This window comes from Variovorax sp. Varisp53 (assembly GCF_059491555.1).
Genome location: NZ_CP168512.1, coordinates 6,149,795 through 6,172,812, shown reverse-complemented (window position 1 = coordinate 6,172,812; position 23,018 = coordinate 6,149,795). Strand labels below are relative to the sequence as shown.

At 69.1% G+C, this 23,018-nt stretch carries 24 protein-coding genes; 12 read left to right on the top strand and 12 right to left on the bottom strand.

Annotated features, from left to right (window positions below):
- Nucleotides 1–13: 13 nt before the first annotated feature.
- The 6 genes from ACEOAB_RS29065 to ACEOAB_RS29040 all read left to right on the top strand — a co-directional run bounded on the left by ACEOAB_RS29065 (nt 14) and on the right by ACEOAB_RS29040 (nt 5,301).
- On the top strand, nt 14–949 hold the full coding sequence (locus ACEOAB_RS29065) for a 4-hydroxyproline epimerase (protein ID WP_413750440.1): 936 nt from the start codon (nt 14–16) through the stop codon (nt 947–949).
- An 11-nt stretch (nt 950–960) separates the two neighbouring features.
- Nucleotides 961–2,064 (top strand): NAD(P)/FAD-dependent oxidoreductase, encoded by a 1,104-nt coding sequence (locus ACEOAB_RS29060; protein ID WP_413750441.1) that lies wholly within the window; start codon nt 961–963, stop codon nt 2,062–2,064.
- A complete protein-coding gene (locus tag ACEOAB_RS29055) occupies nt 2,061–2,309 on the top strand; it encodes a (2Fe-2S)-binding protein (RefSeq protein WP_056593263.1) in 249 nt (82 codons plus the stop codon). Before ACEOAB_RS29060 ends, ACEOAB_RS29055 begins: the two co-directional genes overlap by 4 nt.
- Nucleotides 2,306–3,583, top strand: coding sequence for an FAD-dependent oxidoreductase (locus tag ACEOAB_RS29050; RefSeq protein WP_495653293.1), 1,278 nt, complete (start codon nt 2,306–2,308; stop codon nt 3,581–3,583). Before ACEOAB_RS29055 ends, ACEOAB_RS29050 begins: the two co-directional genes overlap by 4 nt.
- A 26-nt stretch (nt 3,584–3,609) precedes the next feature.
- A complete protein-coding gene (locus tag ACEOAB_RS29045) occupies nt 3,610–4,278 on the top strand; it encodes a GntR family transcriptional regulator (RefSeq protein WP_157632108.1) in 669 nt (222 codons plus the stop codon).
- An 84-nt stretch (nt 4,279–4,362) separates the two neighbouring features.
- Complete coding sequence (locus ACEOAB_RS29040) at nt 4,363–5,301, top strand: fatty acid desaturase family protein (protein ID WP_413751176.1); 939 nt, start codon at nt 4,363–4,365, stop codon at nt 5,299–5,301.
- Here the strand turns inward: ACEOAB_RS29040 and ACEOAB_RS29035 are convergent.
- The 3 genes from ACEOAB_RS29035 to ACEOAB_RS29025 form a co-directional block, all read right to left on the bottom strand.
- Nucleotides 5,289–6,176, bottom strand: coding sequence for an EamA family transporter (locus ACEOAB_RS29035; protein ID WP_413751177.1), 888 nt, complete (start codon nt 6,174–6,176; stop codon nt 5,289–5,291). The genes ACEOAB_RS29040 and ACEOAB_RS29035 overlap by 13 nt on opposite strands.
- A 12-nt stretch (nt 6,177–6,188) precedes the next feature.
- A complete protein-coding gene (locus ACEOAB_RS29030) occupies nt 6,189–6,509 on the bottom strand; it encodes a hypothetical protein (protein ID WP_413751178.1) in 321 nt (106 codons plus the stop codon).
- An 81-nt stretch (nt 6,510–6,590) separates the two neighbouring features.
- A complete protein-coding gene (locus ACEOAB_RS29025; RefSeq protein ID WP_007828646.1) occupies nt 6,591–6,761 on the bottom strand; it encodes a hypothetical protein in 171 nt (56 codons plus the stop codon).
- A 59-nt stretch (nt 6,762–6,820) separates the two neighbouring features.
- Between ACEOAB_RS29025 and ACEOAB_RS29020 the strand changes: the two genes are divergently transcribed.
- Entirely contained in the window at nt 6,821–8,284 is a 1,464-nt protein-coding gene (locus tag ACEOAB_RS29020; RefSeq protein WP_495653292.1) for an MATE family efflux transporter, read from the top strand.
- Here the strand turns inward: ACEOAB_RS29020 and dbpA are convergent.
- The 4 genes from dbpA to ACEOAB_RS29000 all read right to left on the bottom strand — a co-directional run bounded on the left by dbpA (nt 8,259) and on the right by ACEOAB_RS29000 (nt 11,963).
- Complete coding sequence (gene dbpA / locus ACEOAB_RS29015; protein ID WP_056593233.1) at nt 8,259–9,689, bottom strand: ATP-dependent RNA helicase DbpA; 1,431 nt, start codon at nt 9,687–9,689, stop codon at nt 8,259–8,261. The genes ACEOAB_RS29020 and dbpA overlap by 26 nt on opposite strands.
- Before the next feature lie 83 nt (nt 9,690–9,772).
- Nucleotides 9,773–10,042 carry a translation initiation factor IF-1 gene (infA, locus tag ACEOAB_RS29010; RefSeq protein ID WP_007828652.1) on the bottom strand — a complete coding sequence of 90 codons (270 nt, stop codon included), beginning with the start codon at nt 10,040–10,042 and terminating at the stop codon, nt 9,773–9,775.
- Nucleotides 10,043–10,100: 58 nt separating this feature from the next.
- Nucleotides 10,101–10,370, bottom strand: coding sequence for a hypothetical protein (locus ACEOAB_RS29005; protein WP_056593222.1), 270 nt, complete (start codon nt 10,368–10,370; stop codon nt 10,101–10,103).
- A 354-nt stretch (nt 10,371–10,724) separates the two neighbouring features.
- Complete coding sequence (locus ACEOAB_RS29000) at nt 10,725–11,963, bottom strand: MFS transporter (RefSeq protein WP_495653291.1); 1,239 nt, start codon at nt 11,961–11,963, stop codon at nt 10,725–10,727.
- 84 nt (nt 11,964–12,047) lie between these two features.
- On the opposite strand from ACEOAB_RS29000, the gene pdxR reads away from it, so the two are divergent.
- Nucleotides 12,048–13,505, top strand: coding sequence for a MocR-like pyridoxine biosynthesis transcription factor PdxR (pdxR, locus tag ACEOAB_RS28995; protein ID WP_495653856.1), 1,458 nt, complete (start codon nt 12,048–12,050; stop codon nt 13,503–13,505).
- Between the two features lie 8 nt (nt 13,506–13,513).
- Here the strand turns inward: pdxR and ACEOAB_RS28990 are convergent, their stop codons facing one another.
- A complete protein-coding gene (locus tag ACEOAB_RS28990) occupies nt 13,514–14,569 on the bottom strand; it encodes a sugar phosphate isomerase/epimerase family protein (protein WP_413750503.1) in 1,056 nt (351 codons plus the stop codon).
- Between the two features lie 140 nt (nt 14,570–14,709).
- Between ACEOAB_RS28990 and ACEOAB_RS28985 the strand changes: the two genes are divergently transcribed.
- Nucleotides 14,710–15,591, top strand: a complete 882-nt coding sequence (locus ACEOAB_RS28985; RefSeq protein WP_495653290.1) for a gamma-glutamyl-gamma-aminobutyrate hydrolase family protein — start codon at nt 14,710–14,712, stop codon at nt 15,589–15,591.
- 30 nt (nt 15,592–15,621) lie between these two features.
- Here ACEOAB_RS28985 and ACEOAB_RS28980 read toward each other — a convergent pair whose 3' ends face one another.
- The 3 genes from ACEOAB_RS28980 to ACEOAB_RS28970 all read right to left on the bottom strand — a co-directional run bounded on the left by ACEOAB_RS28980 (nt 15,622) and on the right by ACEOAB_RS28970 (nt 19,825).
- Nucleotides 15,622–15,804, bottom strand: a complete 183-nt coding sequence (locus tag ACEOAB_RS28980) for a hypothetical protein (RefSeq protein ID WP_007828680.1) — start codon at nt 15,802–15,804, stop codon at nt 15,622–15,624.
- An 88-nt stretch (nt 15,805–15,892) separates the two neighbouring features.
- Complete coding sequence (locus tag ACEOAB_RS28975) at nt 15,893–16,873, bottom strand: tripartite tricarboxylate transporter substrate binding protein (protein ID WP_413750502.1); 981 nt, start codon at nt 16,871–16,873, stop codon at nt 15,893–15,895.
- Between the two features lie 3 nt (nt 16,874–16,876).
- Nucleotides 16,877–19,825 (bottom strand): DNA topoisomerase III, encoded by a 2,949-nt coding sequence (locus tag ACEOAB_RS28970; RefSeq protein WP_413750501.1) that lies wholly within the window; start codon nt 19,823–19,825, stop codon nt 16,877–16,879.
- An 87-nt stretch (nt 19,826–19,912) separates the two neighbouring features.
- On the opposite strand from ACEOAB_RS28970, the gene ACEOAB_RS28965 reads away from it, so the two are divergent.
- Genes ACEOAB_RS28965 through ACEOAB_RS28955 form a run of 3 tightly spaced genes read left to right on the top strand, consistent with a single transcriptional unit; the run spans nt 19,913 to nt 21,554 of the window.
- Complete coding sequence (locus ACEOAB_RS28965) at nt 19,913–20,533, top strand: SET domain-containing protein (protein ID WP_056593212.1); 621 nt, start codon at nt 19,913–19,915, stop codon at nt 20,531–20,533.
- A 2-nt stretch (nt 20,534–20,535) separates the two neighbouring features.
- A complete protein-coding gene (locus tag ACEOAB_RS28960; protein WP_056593209.1) occupies nt 20,536–21,351 on the top strand; it encodes a biotin--[acetyl-CoA-carboxylase] ligase in 816 nt (271 codons plus the stop codon).
- Between the two features lie 5 nt (nt 21,352–21,356).
- Nucleotides 21,357–21,554, top strand: coding sequence for a hypothetical protein (locus ACEOAB_RS28955; RefSeq protein ID WP_007828694.1), 198 nt, complete (start codon nt 21,357–21,359; stop codon nt 21,552–21,554).
- Between the two features lie 9 nt (nt 21,555–21,563).
- Here the strand turns inward: ACEOAB_RS28955 and ACEOAB_RS28950 are convergent, their stop codons facing one another.
- Nucleotides 21,564–23,006, bottom strand: coding sequence for a sensor histidine kinase (locus tag ACEOAB_RS28950; protein WP_413748203.1), 1,443 nt, complete (start codon nt 23,004–23,006; stop codon nt 21,564–21,566).
- Nucleotides 23,007–23,018: the final 12 nt, after the last annotated feature.

Genomic DNA, 23,018 nt, shown 5'->3' with positions numbered 1-23,018 from the left:
CGGACCCAGCCACATGCAACGCATCCAGGTCATCGATTCGCACACGGGCGGCGAGCCCACGCGCCTTGTGATCGGCGGGTTTCCCGATCTGGGCGGCGGCAGCATGGCCGAGCGCCGTGCGCTGCTGGCCGACCAGCACGACAAGTGGCGCGCGGCGGCCGTGCTGGAGCCGCGCGGCAGCGACGTGGTGGTGGGGGCGCTGCTTTGCGAGCCCGTGTCGCCGGATGCGGCTGCCGGCGTGGTCTTCTTCAACAACGCCGGCTACATCGGCATGTGCGGCCACGGCACCATCGGGCTGGTCGCGAGCCTTGCGCACATGGGGCGCATCGGCGTGGGCGAGCACCGGATCGAGACGCCTGTCGGCACGGTCACGACCACGTTGCACGAAGACGGCTCGGTGAGCGTGCGCAACGTGCCGGCCTACCGGCATCTGCACCAGGTGGCGGTCGAGCTGCCGGGCCATGGCACCGTCCGCGGCGACGTGGCCTGGGGCGGCAACTGGTTCTTCCTGGTGAGCGAGCACGGCCAGCGCGTGGTGAGCGACAACCTCGCGGCGCTGACCGGCTACACCTCTGCCTTGCGCCGCGCACTGGCGGCGCAGGGGATTACGGGCGCGGACGGCGCGGAGATCGATCACGTCGAACTCTTTGCCAACGACGACGAAGGCGCGGACAGCCGCAACTTCGTGCTGTGCCCGGGCAACGCCTACGACCGCTCGCCCTGCGGCACCGGCACCAGCGCCAAGATCGCCTGCCTCGCGGCGGACGGCAAGCTCGCGCCGGGCGAAGTGTGGACGCAGGCCAGCGTGATCGGCAGCCGCTTCGAGGCCAGCTACGAGATGGCGGATGGCAAGGTCATTCCCACGCTGCGAGGCCGCGCGCACATCAGCGCCGAAGCCACGCTCCTGATCGAAGATGACGATCCCTTCGGCTGGGGCATCCGGCTCTGACATCGGGCGGCATGGACGTGGATGTCATCGTCATCGGCGCCGGCATCGTCGGCGCGGCGTGCGCACAGGCGCTTGCACAGGCGGGGCGCAGGGTGCTGGTGCTCGATGCGCGCATCGGCGGTGCCACCGGCGCGGGCATGGGCCACCTCGTGGTGATGGACGACAACGCGGCCGAGCTCGAACTGAGCCGCCATTCGGTCGCGCAATGGCGCGAGCTGGCGCCGCGCATGAGCGACGACTGCGCGTACAGCGCCTGCGGCACGCTCTGGATTGCCGCGAACGACGAAGAGATGGTGGAGGCCGAGCGCAAGCAGCAGCGGCTGCGCGCGCACGGCATCGGCAGCCGGCTGCTCGATGCGCGCGAACTGGCAAGCGCGGAGCCCGCGCTGCGCAAGGGTCTGTCGGGCGCTCTCGAAGTGCCGGGCGACGGCATCCTCTATGCGCCGAATGCCGCGCGCTGGCTGCTCACCCAGAACACGGAATCGATCAGCGTCGAGCACGCGAAGGTCGAGGCCATCGAAGACGACGGCACGTTGCGGCTCGCCGACGGCAGCCGCCGCACGGCGCCGCAGGTCGTGCTGGCCAACGGCATCCAGGCGACGACGCTGTGCCCCGAACTGCCGATCCGTCCGAAGAAGGGCCATCTGCTGATCACCGACCGCTACCCGGGCACCGTGCATCACCAGCTGGTCGAACTCGGCTACGTGACCAGCGCGCACCACAGCGACGGCGACTCGGTCGCCTTCAACGTGCAGCCACGGCCCACGGGGCAGCTGCTGGTCGGCTCGTCGCGCCAGTTCGACACGACCGACCCGGCGGTCGAGGCGCCGATGCTCGCGCGCATGCTCCAGCGCACGCTGGACTACCTGCCGGGGCTCGCGAACCTCAACGCGGTGCGCTCGTGGACCGGCATGCGCGCGGCATCGCCCGACGGGCTTCCGCTGCTGGGCAAGCACCCGTGGCGCGAGAAGCTCTGGCTCGCTGTCGGACATGAAGGGCTCGGTGTGACCACCGCGCCGGGCAGCGCGCATCTGCTTGCTGCGTTGATGACCGGCGCGACCCCCGACTTCGATGCGGCGCCCTACGCGCCGCGCGGCCTCCGGGAGATCGCATGAGCGGCCACACCCTGTTGAACATCGACGGCCATCTGGTGCGCGTGAAGGCGGGCAGCTCGGTCGCTGCCGCGCTGCGCGTGGCCAGCGGCATGGGCGTGGCGCGCACTTCGGTCACGGGCCAGCCGCGCGCGCCGTTCTGCGGCATGGGCGTGTGCCAAGAATGCCGCGTGCTGGTCGACGGCCGGCGCAGGCTCGCGTGCCAGACGGTCTGCATCGAAGGCATGCGCGTGGAGACGACGGAATGACGACCGGCATGGCACAGGAAGAATGCGACGTGCTCGTCGTCGGTGCAGGGCCGGCCGGCATGGCCGCAGCGGTGGCGGCTGCGCCCAGCGGCGCATCGATCGTCGTGATCGACGACAACCCCGTGCCCGGCGGACAGATCTGGCGCGATGGCCCCGGCGCGGCGTTGCCGCCTACGGCTCGCAAACGGCGCGATGCGCTCGAGCACCATGCCAACATCCGCGTGCGCAGCGGCACGCGCGTCGTCGCCGTGCCCTTGCCGCATGAACTGCTGCTCGAAGACGCCGAAGGCGCCACGCGCATGCGGTGGAAGAAGCTCGTTCTCTGCACCGGTGCACGCGAACTTCTGCTGCCCTTCCCCGGATGGACGCTGCCCGGCGTGACCGGCGCGGGCGGGCTGCAGGCGCTCGTCAAGGCGGGCATGCCGGTCGAGAGCGAACGCATCGTCATCGCGGGCAGCGGCCCGCTGCTGCTTGCCGCTGCAGCCACTGCGCGCGCAGCCGGCGCGAAGGTGCTGCGCATCGCGGAGCAGGCGTCGTTCGCCTCGGTCGCGCGCTTCGGCGCCAGCCTCGCTCGCTGGCCCGGCAAGGCCGCGCAGGCGGTGACATTGGCCGATCCGCGGTACCGCACTTCGTCGCGCATCGTCTCGGCGCACGGCGCGACGCAAGTCGAATCGGCGCGACTTCGCCAAGGCAGCAGCGAAATCGAGATTGCCTGCGACCGCATCGCCTGCGGCTTCGGCCTCACACCCAACACGCAGCTCGGCCAGCTGCTCGGCTGCGCGCTGAAGGCCCAAGCCCTGTGGGTCGATGCCCTGCAAGCCACCAGCGTCCCCGGCATCCATGCAGCCGGCGAGTGCACCGGCTTCGGCGGCAGCGAACGCGCACTGGCGCAGGGCACGATCGCAGGCCATGCGGCCGTCGGCAACGAACGCGCAGCCAAGGCACACGAAGGCGAACGCGCCCGCTGGAACGCCTTCGCCGCGCAGCTGCACCGCAGCTTCGCGCTGGCGCCAGATATCAAGACGATGCCGCAGCCCGACACGCTCGTGTGCCGCTGCGAAGACGTTCCCTTCTCCGCGCTGGCAGGTTGCACCGGCTGGACCGACGCCAAGCTGCACCGCCGCTGCGGCATGGGCGCCTGCCAGGGCCGCGTCTGCGGCGACGCGGCGCATTTCCTCTTCGGATGGACGCCGCCCGCGCCGCGCCCGCCGCTGTCGCCGGCCCGCATCTCGACGCTCGCAGGCCTGGTGAACGACGGCGACCGCCGACAATGAGGCGGCCGCATCCGCAGAACAAGACCATGCCCGCCTCGAAGACCGCCTCCCGCCCACCGCCCAAGCGCCGCGCCGCCGACCTGGCCTACGACGCCATCGAGACGCTGCTGTCGACCATGCAGCTGCAGCCCGGCAGCCAGGTCGTCGAGGCCGAACTCGCCGAGCGCACGGGGCTTGGCCGCACGCCGGTGCGCGAGGCGCTGATGCGCATGGTGTCCATCGGACTCATCGTGCAGCAACCGCGCCGCGGGCTGCTCGTGTCGGCCATCGACCTGGCCGACCACCTCGACGTGATCCAGACCCGGCGCGTGCTCGAACGGCTGATCGCCGCCTGCTCGGCGCGCCGGGCCACCGCGCAGCAGCGCACCGACATCGTCCGCTGCGCCCGGACCATGGTCGAGGCCGCGGCACGCGGCGACCTCACCGGCTACATGCGCGCCGACCATGCACTCGACCTCGTCAACCACCAGGCGAGCCACAACGACTCGGCAGTGAGGGCGGTGATCCCGCCGATCGTGCAGTGCCGGCGCTTCTGGTATGCCTACCAGCACGAAGGGGAGATCGTCGAGGGCGCCAATGCGCACCTCGAGCTGGCGCAGGGCATCGCGACCGGCGACGAAGCCGCCGCCATCGCGGGCGCCGAGCGGCTGATGGACTACCTCGAAGTCTTCGCGCGCAAGATCATCGACAAGTAGGCCGAAGGGCCTCGCCTCCACTCACCGCTGCACTCCGGGGAATTCCGCGTGCCTTGCCCGGGCCGGCGGCGCATACTGGCCCGCATGGCCGCCGCTCCCCGCGCCCAACCCGAAGAGTTTTTCACCGCCGAAGAATGGCAGTCGCTCACTGCGCGTTCGTCGTGGAAGGGCCTGTGGCTGGTGCTGCATTGCTGGGCCGTGATCGGCGCTGCCATGCTCGTGGGCATCGTGTGGCCATGGACCCTTCCCCTCGTAGTGCCGGTAGTGGGCGCGCGGCAGCTGGGGCTGTTCATCCTCATGCATGACGCTGCGCATGCAGGGCTGCACCGCAACCGCAAGATCAACGAATGGGTGGGCTATTGGCTGTGCTCGTCGACGCTGCGCGACTACCGGCCCTATCACCTGCAGCACCACCGCTTCGTGCAGCAGACCGAAGACCCGGACCTCGTGCTGTCGGCGCCCTTCCCCATCACGCGCGCGTCGATGTGGCGCAAGGTGGTGCGCGACCTGAGCGGACAGACGTTCTACAAGCAGCGCTTCGGGCATGTCGCCGAAGGCATCCGCAAGCGCGGGCCGGGTGAGTCGGTGCTCGAAGTGCTCGGCCGGGAGCTTGCGAAAGACAGGCGCTTTCTCATTGCCAACGGCCTCGGATTTCTGGCCTTCGCGCTCGCCGGCTGCTGGTGGGCATGGCTGCTGATGTGGCTGCTGCCCATGGCCACCTGGCTGCCGCTCGTGAGCCGCGTGCGCAACATCGCCGAGCATGCGCTGGTCGCGCAGAACGAGGCCGATCCGCTGCGCCAGGCCCGCACCACGCACGCCGGCTGGCTCGAACGCATCCTGGTGGCGCCCTACTGGGTCAACTACCACTGCGAGCACCACATGTTCACCAGCCTGCCTTGCTGGGCGCTGCCGAAGGCGCATCGCCTGCTGCAGCGGCAGGGCTCCATCGCGCGCATGGAAGTGCAGCCCGGCTACCTGAGCCTGCTGAAGCGCGCGACCTCGGCCTCGGCTCAGCCGGCCTGACGCGCGGCCGGCACAGCCCGCACCACAGGCTGCGCCCCGCGCTGGCTGAGCCAGATGCTCGCAATGACGATGCCGATCCCCGTCACCTGCCACGCCGACAGCGCCTGCCCCAGCAGCGCCCAGCCCAGGATCACCGCCGTCACGGGGCTCAGGAAAGCCAGCGGCGCGATCGCCGAGGGCTCCAGCCGCGCCACGCCGCGGAACCACACGATGTAGGTCAGCGCGGCGCCCACGAGGCCGAGCCAGCCGAGGCCGATCCAGTTCTGCGCCGTCAGCGCGGGCAGCGGTGGCTCCAGCAGCAGCGCCACCGGCAACAGCAGCAGGCCACCGGCGGTGAGCTGCCACGCCGTGAAGGTGAGCGCCGACACCGGCGGCTGCCAGCGCCGACTCAGCACCGTGCCGAAGGCCATCGACACCGCGGCGGCAATGGCCGCGGCAATGCCGATGGCATCGAGCGCCGCATTCGGCGTGAGCACCAGCAGTGCGACCCCGCCGATGCCGACCACCGCCGCCGCGACCGACAGCGCGCGCATCGGTGAGCCCAGGAAGACGCTGGCCAGGAACACCACGAGCAGCGGCTGCACCGAAGTGATGGTGGCCGCGACGCCGCCCGGCAGCCGGTATGCCGCCAGGAACAGCATCGCCCAGAGGATCGAGAAGTTCAGCGCGCCGAGGATGAGGATGCGCCCCCACCACGCGCGCTCGGGCAGCTTGCGCACGATCAGCAGCAACAGCAGGCCGGCGGGCAGCGCGCGCAGCAGGGCGACCGTCAGTGGGTAGTTCGGCGGCAGCAGCTCGGTCGTGACGATGTAGGTGCTGCCCCAGATGGCGGGCGCGGTCGCGGTGAGCAGGAGGTCGGTGGTGCGACTGGTCATGCTGGCGCCGTATCAGTCGTCGGCCGGCTCGGGCTCGGGTGTGCCCCAGCCCAGCAGCTCTGCCAGCCGCTGCACGATCCACGTGGCCTCGGCCGTCGACACGCCCGATTCGGGCGCGGCGAGCCCGGCGTGGATGCGCCGGAGGATCTCGCTTTCGACCGGCACCTCGGTGTGGTGCTGGATCTGCGCGTGGCCCACGAGATGGTTGGAGAGGTCTTCGCACATCTCGTAGCGCTCGCGCACCACGCCGATCGGCTCGCTCAGGCGCTGGCGCGCGTCGGTGTAGACCGCGAAGAACGAGGGAGGAATGAAGATCTGGTTGTCGTCGGACATCGCTGCCTTATAGCTGCCCCAACGACAAAACGCGCCCGTGGGCGCGTTCGTCGTGGCTCCGGGGAGCCAGCGGGGGCCGGATCAGCCGCCCTTCTTGGCGCGCTTGCCGGGGTTCTTCTTGCTGCGCGTTGCGGTGCCGCGTTCGAGGCTGACCTTCTGGCCGCCACCGGAGCGAGGCACGGTGTAGCCGGGCATCGGCGTCGGCTTGGGGGTGGCAACGCGTTCGGCTTCGGTACGGAATGTCTTGGGCATGAAAAGCTCGGGTAAAAGTGATGTTCGAACCTGCAATTAGGCCACATCGGGAATTTCATATGCCAATAACCGCAACGGCGGGCGGTGTCGAGCGCGCGCGCTTCGTTTCGGGGTCGTTGATGCGCCATGTCTGCGTGATGGCGGGCACGGGGGCCATCGGGCTGATCGCGGTGTTCGCGGTCGACCTCATCAACCTGTTCTATATCTCGCTGCTCGGGGAGAAGGAGATTGCCGCGGCGGTCGGTTTTGCGGGCGTGGTGGGCTTCTTCCATGCGTCGCTGTGCATCGGGCTGACGATCGGCATCGCGGCGGTGGTCTCGCGCACCGTGGGGGCCGGCCGTGGCGAGGACGCGCGCCGCATCGCCACATCGAGCCTGGTACTGATGACGGCGGTGTCGGTGGTGGCGGGCACCGGCACGGCGTTCTTCCTGCATCCCGCGCTGCAGGCCCTGGGCGCCCAGGGCGAGACGGCGCGGCTCGCGCATCGCTACCTCTCGGTGACGGTGCACACGCTGCCGCTGCTGGGCATCGGCATGGCGACTTCGGCGCTGCTGCGTTCCATCGGCGATGCGCGTCGCTCGATGACGGTGACGCTCGGCGGCGCCTTCGTGACGGCGGTGCTCGACCCGATCCTGATCTTCGGCTTCGGCCTGGGGCTCGACGGCGCCGCCATCAGCGCGGTGGTCTCGCGCATCGTGCTCGCGGCTATCGGGCTGCACGGCGTGACGATGAGGCACCGCATGCTCGGGCGCTTCGAGCCGTCGCGGCTGGGCGGCGATGCGCGCGCGCTCGGCAAGGTGGCCGCGCCGGCGGTGCTGACCAACCTCGCCACGCCGGTGGGCGCGGCCTTCGTCACGCATTCGGTCGCGCAGTTCGGGCCCTCGGGGTTGGGGGGCGGGGCCACCATCGACCGGCTGACGCCGGTGGCCTTCGGATTGGTCTATGCGCTCAGCGGCGCGGTCGGGCCGATCCTCGCGCAGAACCTGGGCGCGGGGCAGTTCCGCCGCGTGCAGGAAGGGCTGCGCGACAGCCTGTTGTTCATGGTGGCGTCGGTGGCCGTGGCGTGGCTGGTGCTGGCGCTCGGGCAGGGCGTGCTGATCCGCGCGTTCTCGGCCGACGGGCAGGCGGCCGAGCTGATCTCGCTCTTCTGCGGCTGGCTGGCCGCGAGCTTCTTCTTCGCGGGCGGGCTGTTCGTGGCGAACGCCTCGTTCAACAACCTCGGGCATCCGCTGCTGTCGACCGCATTCAACTGGGGGCGCGCCACGCTGGGCACGATTCCGTTCGCGTGGTGGGGCTCGCACTACGGTGCGGCAGGCGTGCTGATCGGGCAGGCCGTGGGCTCGTCGATCTTCGGCCTGCTGGCGGTGATCGTGGCGTTCCGGCTGGCCGCGAAGCCGGCGCGGCAGGAGGCGCCCGCGCCCGCTGCGCCCGCTGCGGCCGCGGCGCCGCCGCTCGACGCGCCGGTGGCCCCGACCTCGCCGCAGGCCGGTGCGGCGGCTACTGCTCCAGCAGCCGCACCTTGACCGACTTGCCTTTGACGCGGCCGGCCGACAGCTTGCGCGCGGCTTCCTCGGCGATCGCGCGGTCCACCGCCACGTACGTCGAGAACTCGTTGACGTTGATCTTGCCGACCTGGTCCTTGGCATAGCCGCAGTCGCCGGTCAGCGCGCCCAGGACGTCGCCGGCGCGGATCTTTTCCTTGCGCCCGCCCACGATCTGCAGCGTGGCCATCGGCGGCTTCAGCGGCTCGCCCTTGCCCGGCGTGAGCTCGGCCAGTTCGTGCCATTCGGATTCGCGGCCCTGCAGCTGCTCGATCTTCCCGACGAAGCCCATCTCGTTCATGCTGGCCAGGTTCAGCGCCAGGCCTTCCGAGCCGCCCTGCTGGCCCACGCGGCCGGTGCGGCCGACGCGGTGGATGTGGATTTCGGAATCGGGCGTCACGTCGACGTTGATCACGGCTTCGAGGTGCGAAATGTCGAGCCCGCGCGCTGCCACGTCGGTGGCAACCAGCACCGAGCAGCTGCGATTGGCGAACTGCACCAGCACCTGGTCGCGCTCGCGCTGCTCCAGCTCGCCGAACAGCGCCAACGCGCTGAAGCCCTGGGCCTGCAGCACCTCGACGAGGTCGCGGCACTGCTGCTTGGTGTTGCAGAAGGCCAGCGTGCTGACAGGGCGGAAATGGTCGAGCAGCAGGCTCACGGTGTGCAGCCGCTCGCTGTCCTTCACCTGGTACCAGCGCTGGCGGATCTTGCTGCCTTCATGCTGCGCCTGCACCGTGATCTGCTCGGGGCTCTTCATGAACTGCTGCGCGAGCTTGGCGATACCTTCGGGGTACGTGGCCGAGAACAGCAGCGTCTGGCGGGCCGAAGGGCACTGGCGCGCCACCGTCACGATGTCGTCGAAGAAGCCCATGTCCAGCATGCGGTCGGCCTCGTCGAGCACCAGGGTGTTGAGCGCCTCGAGGTTCAGGTTCTCGCGCTCGAGGTGGTCCATGATGCGGCCCGGCGTGCCCACGACGATGTGCGCACCGTGCTCCAGGCTGGCGATCTGCCCGCGCAGGGCGACGCCGCCGCAGAGCGTGACGACCTTGATGTTTTCTTCGGCACGCGCCAGGCGGCGGATTTCGGTCGTGACCTGGTCGGCCAGTTCGCGCGTCGGGCACAGCACCATCGCCTGGATGGCGAAGCGGCGCGGGTTCAGGTTGGAAAGCAGCGCCAGCGCAAAGGCGGCGGTCTTGCCGCTGCCGGTCTTGGCCTGCGCGATCAGGTCCTTGCCGAGCAGCGCCGGCGGCAGCGCGGCGGCCTGGATGGCCGTCATCTGCGTGTAGCCGAGCTGGGTGAGATTGGCCAGCATCTGGGGCGAGAGCGCCAGCGAGGCAAAGCCGTTGTCGGCTGGGGTGCCGCCGGCTGTGGGGTTGGGTGTGGTCATCGTTCAGCAGCCGGGAAGCGCAAAAAACAAAAGCCTTGCGGGCGCCCTTTGCGGGCACCGCAAGGCCTTTCGTCAGTTGCGGATCAGCGGCGGGGGGAGTTGTTGCCGCCGGTGGTCGGCGGCGGGCCGCGACGTTCCAGGTGACGGAAGGTGATACGGCCCTTGGTCAGGTCGTAGGGCGAGAGTTCGAGCGACACCTTGTCACCCGCCAGGATGCGGATGTGGTGCTTGCGCATCTTGCCGCCGCTGTAGGCGATCAGCTGATGGCCGTTGTCCAGCGTGACGCGGTAGCGCGAGTCGGGCAGGACTTCGGTCACTGCGCCATTCATTTCGATCAGTTCTTCCTTGGGCATATGTGGTTACCTCTGACTCGTTCGATGTTTGTTGGAGATGGAATTGGGCGTAATTGTTTCAGCCCGCGCACGGAAGCGCGAGAGGGGCCGTCTTCGAAACCTGGGGGGCGCGTTCGCGCACCCAGCCGAGGCCCTGGTCGATGGCGTAGCCGACGGCGGCGGCGTGGCTGGCAAAGCGCGGCGTGAAGCGCATCACGCGGTCGTGCATGCCGCTGCCGTGGCCGGAGCGGATCGAGACCGAAGCGGCGTACTTGCCGTCGTCCTGATGTCGGATGAGCGGAGAAACAAGGTACTTGCCCACCGCGATACTGTGTTGAATGATGTCCATGAAGCCTTGGCACAGCGCGCAGATGCAAAGCGCGAAGTGCCTGAAAAATAATTGAAAACGGGCGTGGGCCGGCCGGAATGGCGCGGCGGACGCGCTATTCGCTTCAACAGGAACGAAGGCAGTGGTGGCAATCATGGGCGCCCGGTCTGGCGCTCCAACACACTGTAAAAGCCGGCTTGGAAGTGAGAGGCCTGAAGAATCCAAGGGACAGTGCAGGTCAGCCGGCGGTATTGACGAAATTCTTCGTCGTGGTATCGAAACGAACCCGACATTATAGCTTGCAGGGCATGACAGTTGCTTGTCTTTAAAACAACGATCTCATCAAAAAGGCCCCGAAGGGCCGTTGCTCAAGCACTATTCGCTATCAAAAACATAGTTTGACGAGGCGCTGCGGGCCGCGCGTGGCGCGCGCCACAGCAGCATCAGCCCCGTGAACTGGCAGGCCGCCCCCACCCAGCCCACCGCGCCGACGCCGGCCAGTTCGATCGCCATGCCGCCCAGTGCCGAGCCGGCCGCAATGCCAAGGTAGATCGCCGATGCGTTGAGCGACAGCGTCATCGGCGCGCGCTCCGGCGCAAGCCGGATCAGCCGCACCGCCTGCGCCGGGCCGAACCCCCAGCCCGCGAAGCCCCACAGCGCCGACAGCCCCACGATCAGCGGCAGTGCCAAGCCGCGCGGCAGCATCTGTGCCGAGAACGAGAGCCCACCCAGGATCAGCACCAGCATCAGCGCGAAGCCCTGTGCCATGCGATCGGCACCGAAGCGGTCGGTGGCCCAGCCGCCAGCCGCGGTGCCGATGGCTGCCGCCACGCCGATGGCGAAGAACACCGCACTCGCGCCTTCGGCGCCAAAGCCCAGCGTTTCCGAGAGGAACAGTGCGATGTAGGTGTAGAAGCTGAAGCCGCCCGTGGCCCACAGCATGCTGATCAGCAGTGCCGGCAGCACGCCCGGCTCGCGGGCCACGGCAAAGGCCGGCGCGCGCTTTGCAGCCACCGGGGCCTGCGCCAGCTGGCGCGGCAGCCCGAGGGCGAGGCCCAAGGTGGCAAGCGCCGCAGCCGCCGCGATCAGCAGGTAGGCCGTGCGCCAGCCGCCCCAGCCGGAGATCCACGCGCCCAGCGGCACGCCCAGTGCCACCGCCACCGTACCGCCGCCGGTCACGATGGCCAGCGCTCGGCCGCGCAGCGCGGGCGACACCATCGCGGCCGCCACCGCGCTCGCGGTCGGCAGGAACACGCCAGCCACCAGCCCCAGCGCGACCCTCGCGAATGCCAGCTGCGCAAAGCCGTGCGCCATCGATGCCGCCAGCGTCAGCGCCGAGAAGGCCGCGAGGCTGGCAATCAGCAGCGGCCGGCGACCGAAGCGCGCCAGCAGCGCCGCCATCACCGGCGAGCCGATCGCATAGCTCAGCGCGAACAGCAGCACCAGCTGCCCGGCCCGCGCGGCGCTGACCTGCAGGTCGGCCGCCAGCACCGGCAGCAGCCCCGCGACCATGAAGCTTTCGGTGCCGATGGCGAAGGCGCCCAGCGCGAGCCAGCCCAGGCTCAGGGGCAGGCGTTCAGGCGGTCGCGAGGTCGGGAGATCGGTGTCGTTCATGAGGAACTCCGTTGAAGCTGTGTTCGAGGCCTCCAGAGTACGTTTGCAATTGGCTCTTCAAAAGAACCACAATTGACGAAGCTCATGGAGCCACTTTTCGAACTCGCCATCCACCTGCCGGGCGCCGGCTCGCGCGAACTGCTGCGCGAGGTGCACCGCCAGCTGCGCGGCGCCATCCTCGACGGCCGGCTGCAGCCCGGCGCGCGCCTGCCCGCCACGCGCGCGCTGGCGCAGCGGCTGGGCGTGTCGCGCAACACCATGCTCGCGGCCTACGACCTGCTGCTGAGCGAGGGCTACCTGCTGGCGCGCCCCGGCGCCGGCACCTACGTGGCCGACACGCTGCCGGCCTCCCGGCGCGGCCGCGCCACCAAAGCCTCGACAGCCCGGCGCGACCCCCGTCTGGTGCCACTCACCCTTCCGGGCGCGGACCTCGCACCCACGCTGCAGCCATTGCCAGCGCGCGACGACTTCCGCGTCGGCCTGCCCGACGTGAGCGCCTTTCCCTTCGACATCTGGCGCCGCCTGAGCGACCGCGCGCTGCGCCGCATCGCACGCCAGACCGCCGACTACGCCGACCCGCAGGGCCAGGGCGCGCTGCGCGAGGCCATCGCGAAGCACGTGTCGTTCACCCGCGCCGTCGGCTGCACCGCCGGCGACATCGTGGTCACGGCCGGCGCGCAGCAGGCCTTCGGGCTGCTCGCGCGCATCCTCGTCGTACCGGGGCGCACGGTGGTCGCGGTTGAGCAGCTGTTCTATCCCTCGCTGCGCGAAGCCATGCTGGCCGCTGGCGCGAAAGTGGTGACCGTGCCGACCGACGACGAAGGCATGTGCGTGGACTGCATTCCACCCGAGGCCCGCGTGGTCTGCGTGACGCCCTCGCATCAATTCCCCACCGGCGTGGCGATGTCGCCGCCGCGCCGTGCCGCCCTGCTGGCCTTCGCGCGGGCGCGCAACGCGGTCGTCATCGAGGACGACTACGACGGCGAATTCCGCTTCGCCGGCCGCCCGCTCGATGCGCTGCAGACCCTCGACCGCGCCGAGTCGGTCTTCTACATCGGCACCTTTTCCAAGAGCCTGTTCCCCGCGCTGCGGCTAGGCTTCGTGGTGGCGCCGCCCTGGGGCCGCGCGGCGCTGGTGCGCGCGCGCGAACTGGCCGACTGGCACGGCCCGGTGCTGGGCCAGGAGGCGCTGGCCGCCTTCATCGCCGAGGGGCACCTGGCGCGCCACATCCGCAAGATGCGCAAGCTCTACGGCGCGCGGCGCACCGCATTGCTCGAGGCCCTGGCACGCCACGGTGCGGGGCGGCTCGAAGTGATTCCTTCGGACGCCGGCCTGCACCTGTCGGCCCGGCTGCACGGCGGTACGCGCGCCGATGCGGTGGTGGAGCGCGCCGCCGCGGCCGGCATCACGCTGCCGCCGCTCTCGCGTTTTGCGCTCGATCCGCACGCGCCCGGCGTGGCCAACGGCCTCGCCTTCGGCTACGGGCTGATCGCCGAGCCGCAGATCGACGGCGCGATCCGTCGGCTGGTCACGTTGCTCTGACGGTCAGGTCAGCCGATTCCGAGCATCCGCCTGTTGGCCGCCACGTCCACCCCGCCCGCCGCGAAGTCGTCGAACGCCCGGTCCGCCACGTGGATGATGTGGTCGGCGATGAACTTCGCGCCTTCGCGCGCGCCGTCTTCCGGGTGCTTGATGCAGCACTCCCACTCCAGCACCGCCCAGCCCGGAAAGTCGTACTGCGCCATCTTCGAGAAGATGGCTTTGAAGTTCACCTGCCCATCGCCCAGTGAGCGGAAGCGCCCGGCCCGGTTGATCCAGCTCTGGAAACCGCCATACACGCCCTGCTTGCCGGTCGGGTTGAACTCGGCGTCCTTCACGTGGAAGATCTTGATGCGCTCGTGGTAGTGGTCGATGTACGCCAGGTAGTCGAGCTGCTGCAGCACGAAGTGGCTCGGGTCGTACAGCAGGCAGGCGCGCGGGTGGTTGTTCACGCGCTCCAAAAACATCTCGTAGCTCACGCCGTCGTGCAGGTCTTCGCCGGGGTGGATCTCGTAGCCCACGTCCACGCCCACGGCGTCGAAGGCGTCGAGGATCGGCCGCCAGCGGCGCGCGAGTTCGTCGAAGGCCTCCTCGATGAGGCCCGGCGGGCGCGGCGGCCACGAATACAGGTACGGCCATGCCAGCGCGCCCGAGAAGGTCGCGTGCGCCGTGAGGCCCAGGTTGGCCGAGGCCCTGGCTGCGAAGTGCAGCTGCTCGACCGCCCACTGCTGCCGCCGCACCGGGTCGCCGCGCACCTCGGGCGCCGCGAAGCCGTCGAAGCCCGCGTCGTAGGCCGGATGCACTGCCACCAGCTGGCCCTGCAGGTGCGTCGAAAGCTCGGTGATCTCCAGGCCGTGCTTCGCCAGCGTGCCCTTCACCTCGTCGCAGTAGGTCTTGCTCTCGGCGGCGCGCCGAAGGTCGAACAGGCGCGCGTCCCAGCTCGGGATCTGCACGCCCTTGTAGCCCAGCCCGGCGGCCCAGCCGGCGATGCCGTCGAGCGTGTCGAAGGGGGCGGTGTCTCCCGCGAACTGGGCCAGGAAAATGGCGGGGCCCTTGATGGTTTTCATCGGCTTGTCTTCCTTCTTCGTTGGGGCGGCGTTGAAAGCATACTTGGCGTGTCGTCCGACCCCGTGCGAGAGGCCAACGAGCCAAAATGGACTTTCCTTTTCGCATCCATCGTCCGGTTCCCACTGACGACAGTCCCGCGATGACACAACCTGTTTCCGCTCGACTCAAGATCGGCCTGTCCGCCTGCTTTTCGCATGCCGACCCGGCCCGCTCGCTCTTCACCAACAAGACGTTGCAGTACGTCGAGCAATCGATCGCGCACTGGCTCATGTCCGCCGGCGCGATGGTGGTGATGGTGCCCTGCCCCACCGGCGAAACCGCGCGCGGCGACACCAAGCTTTCACACTACGCAGAGTGGCTCGACGGTGTCGTGATGCACGGCGGTGCCGACGTCTGGCCCGGCAGCTACGGCGAAGTGCCGCTCAAGGACGCGTGGATCGGCGACCAGATCCGCGACCTCTACGACCTCGCGCTGGTCGAGGCCTTCGAGCAGGCGGGCAAACCGATCTTCGGCGTGTGCCGCGGGCTGCAGCTCATCAACGTGGCCTTCGGCGGCACGCTCTACCAGGACATCGAGGCCCAGCACGCGGGCGGCCTGCGCCACCGCGACCCGGTCACCTACGACCAGAACTTCCACGAGATCGAACTGGTGCAGGGCACGCGGCTTTCCAAGCTCTTTCCGCAGGTGCAGAAGGCGCGCGTCAACAGCATCCACCACCAGGGCATCAAGGGGCTCGCACCGGGCTTCGAGATCGAGGCCTGGAGCCTGCCCGACCGCGTGCCCGAAGCCATCCGCCGCCGGTCTGACAAGGGTCGCAGCTACATCGCCGCGACCCAGTGGCATCCCGAGTTCCACAAGTACGGCAGCACCGAGACGGTCGACGACACGCCGATCCTGCATGACTTTTTGTGGGCCTGCGCGACCGCATGGGTCGCGCCCAAGACGTCGCCGGGGTCCGGCCCCGCCAAGATCCGCGACCGCGCGGCGCGAGTGCTGCGACAGGCGCTGCTGCGGCGCTGACGCGATCGGGAGAATGGCCGCCGGCCGAGCCTAGCGCCGGTCGGAGCGGTTCGTGCTGCCGCTGACGCCGGCATCGATGGTGCCGAACACCGTGACACCGCTGCCCGGCGACGCACCGGCGGAGCCCGACGATCCGGCCGAGCCCGTTCCGGCGCAGCCCGCCAGGACGGCCCCCATCGCAAGGGCGAACACAGCTGCAATGAATGACTTCACGGAAAACTCCAGGAAAGGGTGGGACTGCAGACCACTATAGGCCGCAGCCCTGGCCGGCCTTGTAACAGCCCCGGCCCTTGCTCCGTTGCTACTCCGGCTTGGCGCCCGAAGCCTTCACCGCCGCACCCCAGACGCCGATCTCGCTCGCCACGAAGCGGTCGAACTCGGCCGGCGTCGTGGGCGCGGGCTCGGAACCGCGCTCGCGGATGAAGCGCGCCATCTGCTCGCTCTTCAGGATGTCCGTGACTTCGCGGTTGAGCCGCTCGACGACGTCGGGTGGCGTGCCGCGCGGCGCCATCAGGCCGAGCCAGCCCACGGCCTCGAAGTTCTTCGTGCCCGCCACGCCGCTTTCGCGCACGGTGGGCACGTCGGGCAATTGCGAGGAGCGCGTGGCCGAGGTCACGGCCAGCGCCACTGCCCTGCCCGACTTGATGTGCGGCAGCGCGGCCGTCACCGAGTCGACCATCAGCGGAATCTGGTTGCCCAGGAAGTCCGACTGCGCGGGTCCGCTGCCGCGGTACGGAATGTGCGTGATGAACACGTGCGCCGCCGACTTGTACATCTCGCCCGAAAGGTGCTGCGTGCCGCCGATGCCGGCGCTCGCGTAGCTCAGCCGCCCCGGCTCGGCCTTGGCGCGCGCGGTGAGGTCGGCCAGCGTGCGAATGCCGCTCTCGGGCGTGGCCAGGAACACCAGCGGCACCTTGGCGATCAACGAGATGCCGACCAGGTCCTTGCGCGGGTCGAAGCCCGGTTTGGCATAGAGCGTCTGGTTCACCGCCATCGCGCTGCCGGCCACCACAAGCGTGTAGCCGTCGGGCTGCGAGCGCACCACGAACTCGGTGCCGATGTTGCTGCCGGCACCGGCCTTGTTGTCGACGACCACCGGCTGGCCCAGCCGCTTGCCGAGCTGTTCGGCGAGCGCGCGGGCGAAGATGTCGGTGGCCTGTCCCGGCGGGAAGGGCACGACCAGCTTGACGGGCTTGTCAGGCCAGGCCGCGGCTTGTGCGAGGCAGGCTGTGCCCAGCAGCATCGCTGCAGCCAGGCCGGCGGCCAAATGTCGGCGCCGCATGGCTCAGGGCGCCGAAAGGTGCTTGCCGACGATGCCCGCGAGCTCGAACATCGTCACCTGGTCCTTGCCGAACACCGGCTTGAGCTTGGCGTCGGCATTGATCGCGCGCTTGTTGGCCGCGTCCTGCAGGCCGTTGGCCTTGATGTAGTCCCACAGCTTCTTGATGACCTCGGTGCGCGCCACTGGTTCGGCGCCGATCACCGCGGCCAGTGAGTCGCTGGGCTTCAAGCCCGCGCCGGGCTTGCGCGGCGCGGCCGCCTTCTTCGCTGCCGGGGCCTTCTTCGCGGCGGGCGTCTTCTTCGCCGCCACCTTCTTGGCCGCGGGCGCGGCCTTGCCGAAGGTCTTGCGCGGCGGGAACTTGCTGCCGCCCTCGCGCGGCGCGAACTCGAAGGTCACCTTGCCCTCTTCGGCATTCCAGGTCAGGAAGGCCTTGAAGGCGCGGCGCGTGCGCATGCTCACGAACTTGTCGAGCAGGTCGGTCTTGCCGGTGGCGAGCAGCTTTTCCATCTGCGCGCGCTCCACCGGCTGCTGCAGGATGATCTTGCCGGTCTTGAAGGTGCAGCTGGGCGTCGGCTGCGCATTCGTCGGCACCGACTTCTCGCAGACGTAGTTGCTGCCGTGCTCGAACACCGGCGCGCCGCACACCGGGCACGGGCCCACGGTGTCCTGCTCGCTGAAGTCGACGATCTCGCCGGTGTCGCCGTTCTTGTCGTCGCCGAAGTCGAATTCCAGCTTCCAGTTCTTCGCCTCCTCGTCGAACTTGAGAACGATCTCGGAGGTGAAGGGCCAGCCGGCCTTGGAGCGGAAGCCTTCCAGCGGACCGATGTGCTTGTCGTGCAGCAGCGCCTCGGCCTCGGCCACCTCGAAGGTGCGCCCGGCCGGCGACTTGCCGAACGAGAAGCCGCAGGCGTCCTCGCCCGTGCCGCTCTTGCCGACGCAGCCGTAGCGGCGATAGTTTTCCTTCACCACGCCGCCGCAGTTGGGGCACGGCGTCTGCAGGGTCGCGTAGTCGCCCGGCACGGTGTCGCGGTCGTATTCCTTCGCCTTCTTGACGATGTGCTCCGTCATCTCGGCGATCTCGCGCATGAAGGCATCGCGGCTCAGCGCGCCCTTTTCCATCTGCGCGAGCTTGTATTCCCACTCGCCGGTCAGCTCGGCCTTGGAGAGTTCTTCCACACCCAGGCCGCGCAGCAGCGTCATGAGCTGGAAGGCCTTGGCCGTGGGGATCAGCTCGCGGCCTTCGCGCAGCATGTACTTCTCGGTGATCAGCCCTTCGATGGTGGCCGCGCGCGTGGCTGGCGTGCCCAGGCCCTTTTCCTGCATGGCCTCGCGAAGTTCGTCGTCGTCGATGGTCTTGCCCGCGCCTTCCATCGCGCCGAGCAGCGTGGCTTCGGAGTAGCGCGCCGGCGGGCGCGTCTTCAGGCCCTTGGTGTCGACCGACTCGGCCTTCACGATCTCGCCCGGCTTCACCGGCACGAGGCGCTTGCCGTCCTTGTCGTCTTCCTTCTCGTCGTCCTGCGCTTCCTTGCCGTAGATGGCGAGCCAGCCCGGCTTCACCAGCACCTTGCCGTCGGTGCGGAACGGATACTTCCTGCCGCCCTGCTCCACCGTGCTGATGCGTGTGGTCACCTGGTACTCGGCGCTCGGGAAGAACACCGACATGAAGCGGCGCACGACGAAGTCGTAGAGCTTCTGCTCGGCATCGCTCAGGCCGCTGGGCGCCTGCAGGGTCGGGATGATCGCGAAGTGATCCGACACCTTGGCGTTGTCGAAGATGCGCTTGTTCGGCTTCACGTAGTTGCCGTCGACCGCCTGCTGGGCGAACGGCGCCAGGTGCTTCATGCCGCTGTTGGCGAGCATGCCCATGGTCTGCTTGACGACGGGCAGATAGTCTTCCGGCAGCGCGCGCGAATCGGTACGCGGGTAGGTCAGCGCCTTGTGGCGTTCGTACAGGCTCTGCGCCAGCGCCAGCGTGGTCTTGGCGCTGAAGCCGAAGCGGCCGTTGGCCTCGCGCTGCAGCGAGGTCAGGTCGAACAGCATCGGCGAGGCTTGCGTGGTGGGCTTGCTCTCTTCCGTCACCGTGGCGGGCTTGCCGCGCGAGGCGTCGGCGATGGCGCGGGCTTCCTGCTCGTTCCACACGCGGTCGGCGCGCTGCTCGGGATCGGGTTCGCCGTTGGCCAGCAGCGGCGCGTTGGCCTTCTTCCAGTCGGGGTTGAACCACTTGCCCGGGTAGTCGCCGGCCTCGGCCGCGAAGCTGCCGTGGATTTCCCAGTACTCGCGCGAGACGAACTTGCGGATCTGCTCCTCGCGCTCCACCACGACGGAGAGCGTCGGCGTTTGCACGCGGCCCACGGTCGTGAGGAAGAAGCCGCCGTCGCGCGAATTGAACGCCGTCATGGCGCGCGTGCCGTTGATGCCCACGAGCCAGTCGGCCTCGGAGCGCGAGCGCGCGGCATCGGCCAGGCCCTGCATCTGCTTCTCGGTGCGCAGCGCGTCGAAGCCGTCGCGAATCGCCTGCGGCGTCATCGACTGCAGCCACAGCCGCTTCACCGGCTTGTGCAGGCCCGACTTGCCGCCGGCGTACTGCTCGATCAGCCGGAAGATCAGCTCGCCCTCGCGGCCCGCGTCGCAGGCGTTGATGAGCTGCGTCACGTCCTTGCGCTTGGCCTGCTTGACCACGGCGTTCAGGCGCGTCTTGGTCTTGTCGACCGGCTTCAGGTCGAAGTGCGGCGGGATCACGGGGAGGTTGGCAAAGCTCCACTTGCCCCGCTTGACGTCGAACTCCTCGGGCGCCTGGATCTCGACCAGGTGGCCCACGGCGCTGGTCACGACGTAGCTTTCGTTCTCGAAATGCTCGTCGTGCTTGTCGAATTTCCCTGCCACCGGCGTGAGGGCGCGGACGATGTCCTGTGCCACCGACGGTTTTTCTGCGATTACCAAAGTCTTTGTCATCTAAGGGCTCTCTATACTCTGCGGCTTCCCGCGTGTGCACACGCGCACACGCGCATGTGTGCATATTCAAACTAACAGACTTCGGCGATGCCTTCCAAATCCCCACATTCCGCCGGCCGCCGCATCCAGATGCGGCGCTCGGATGTCCACGGCAACGGCGTCTTCGCCGTGCAGGATCTGGCCGAAGGCGAGACGCTGATCGAATACAAGGGCGAGGTCATCAGCTGGAAAGAGGCGCTGCGCCGCCATCCGCACGACCCTGCCCAGCCGAACCACACCTTCTACTTCCACATCGACGACGGGCGTGTGATCGACGGCAACGTCAAGGGCAACGATGCGCGCTGGATCAATCACTCGTGCGAACCGAATTGCGAAGCGGACGAAGTCGATGGGCGCGTTTATATCAAGGCGCTGCGAAACATCTCTGCAGGCGAAGAACTCAATTACGACTACGGCCTGATCATCGACGAGCCGTACACGCCGAAACTCCTGTCCGAATTTCCCTGCTGGTGCGGCTCGGAGGAGTGCCGCGGCACGCTGCTGACGCCCAAGGACGACGAGAAGAAAAAGAAGAAGAAAGCCAAGAAGGCCGAAAAGAAAAAGGCCGAGAAAAAAGAAGCGAAGAAGGCTGAAAAGAAGGCCGAGAAAAAAGCCGACAAGAAATCGGAAAAGAAGTCCGCGAAGAAAGACAAGTCCGACAAGGACTGACCATGAGCAGCAGCACAACGGCCGACTGGTTCGAAGACCGGATCGCCGCGGCGGTTGCACCGCTGCTGCCCGGCTTCGCCGTCGAGGCCGTGGCCGAAATCGATTCCACCAACACCGAGCTGATGCGCCGCGCGCGCGCCGGCCGCGTCGAGCCCGTGCTGCTCGTGGCCGAGCGCCAGACTGCGGGGCGCGGCCGCCTCGGGCGGCCCTGGCAGAGCGCGCAGCAGAACGAAGAGCCCGCGTCGCTGACCTTCTCTCTCGGCCTGCCGCTCGCGCCGGCCGACTGGTCGGGCCTGTCGCTGGCCGTCGGCGTTGCCGTGGCCGAAAGCCTCGACCCTTCGGGCGCGCACAAGATCGGCCTCAAGTGGCCCAACGACGTGTGGGTCGGCGACTGCAAGCTGGCCGGCATCCTCATCGAGACCGCGCTGCCGTCCACCGGCCGGCCGGATGCGTCGCGCTACCTCGTGATCGGCATCGGCATCAACATCGGTGCGCGCGAAGCCGAGGGCATGCGCACGCCGCCGGCCTGGCTGCGCCAGTGGCGCCCCGAGGCCACCGCGCCCGAGGTGCTGCACGAACTGGCCGAGCCGCTGGTGCGCAGCGTGCTCGACTTCGAAGCCCGCGGCTTCGCGCCGTTCGCCGAGCGCTTTGCCGCACGCGACGTGCTGCGCGGGCGCGAAGTGGCGCTCAGCGACGGCACCGCCGGGCTGTGCGAAGGCGTGGCCTGGGGCGGCGAGCTGCAGGTGCGCACCGACGCCGGCCTGCAGCTGGTCTCCAGCGACGAAGTCAGCGTGCGCCCTCGCGGCATGGGGTTCTGATCCGCATGAAGCTGCGCCTGTTGCTCGTCGTTCTGCTGATTGCCAACGCCGGCTATTTCCTTTGGGCGCGCGGCGATCTCGCCGGCTTCGGCCTGGCGCCCGCCGCGCTCAGCGAGCGCGAGCCGCAGCGCGTGGCGCGGCAGATCCACCCCGAATGGCTGCAGATCCGCAAGGAAGCGAGAACCGGCGCGCCGACGCCCTGATCCAGCGGGTCAGGAGGGCGTCTCGCTCTCGAAGCGCACCGTGAACAGCGCGCCCGGCGGCTGCTTGCCGGGATGCGCATCCTCCAGCTTCACCTGCGCGCGGTGCTGGTTCGCGATCTCCAGCACGATCGGCAGCCCCAGCCCCGAACCATCGGCCTCGTTGCCGAGCACGCGGTAGAAGGGCTCGAACACCAGCTCGCGGTCGCTCTCGGCGATGCCGGGGCCGTTGTCTTCCACCTGCAGCAGCAGCACGTGGCCGAAGGGGTCGGCCAGCACGCGCACGGTGATCAGGCCCGGGCGCTCGGGCGTCGAGGGCGTGTAGTTGATCGCGTTGTCGACGAGGTTGCGCACCAGCTCCTTCAGCAGCGTCGCATTGCCGTCGAACACCACGCCCGGCGCCCCGGCCTCGGCGCCGTCGTAGCCCAGGTCGATGCGCTTCTCGATCGCGCGCGGCACGGCCTCGCGCACCACCTCGATGGTGAGCCGCGCCAGGTCGCAGGGCTGGCGGTGCGCGTTGGCGCTGTTGCCCTCGGCGCGGGCCAGCGACAGCAGCTGGTTCACGGTGTGCGTGGCGCGCTTGCTCGCACGGCCGATCTGCTTGAGCGACTGCTTCAGCTCGTCGGCATTGGCGCCTTCGCGCTGCGCCAGGTCGGCCTGCATGCGCAGGCCCGCCAGCGGCGTTTTCAACTGATGCGCCGCGTCGGCCAGGAATCGCTTCTGCGTGCCGATCGAATCGTTGAGCTTGTCCAGCAGCTCGTTGACCGAGGACACCAGCGGCACCACTTCCTGCGGCACCGACGATTCGTCGAGCGGGCTCAGGTCGCCCGGGCGCCGCTCGCGGATGCGCGCCTCCACCACCGACAGCGGCTTGATGCCGCGCACCAGCGCCAGCCAGATCAGCAGCACCGCCAGCGGCAGGATCGCGAACTGCGGCAGCAGCACGCCCTTGATGATCTCGGCCGCGAGCACCGACTGCTTCTCGCGCGTCTCGGCCAGCTGCAGCAGCGAGGGCGGCACGTCCTCGGCGCCGCTGGCGATCCACAGGGAGGCCACGCGCACCGGCTTGCCGTGCACGTCGCTGTTGTGCAGGAACACCTGGCCGGGCGGCAGCGGCTCGTCGAGCCCGGGCAGCGGAATGTCGCGCTCGCCGCTCAGCAGCGTGTCGTGCCCGTCGAACAGCTGGTAGTACACGTGGCCGGTGTCGTCGGCCCGCAGGATCTCGCGCGCCGACTGCGACAGCACGAACTGCGTGTGCCCGTCCTTCACCGTCACCAGCTCGGCCAGGGCCTTCACGTTGTGTTCGAGCGCGCGGTCGAAGGGTGCGTTGGCAATGCCCTGCGCCACCAGCCACGTGACGCCGATGCTCACGGGCACCAGCAGCAGCAGCGGCGTGAGCATCCAGTCGAGGATCTCGCCGAACAGGGAGCGCTGCGCGCGCTGGAAAAGCTTCACTGGGCTCGCCCC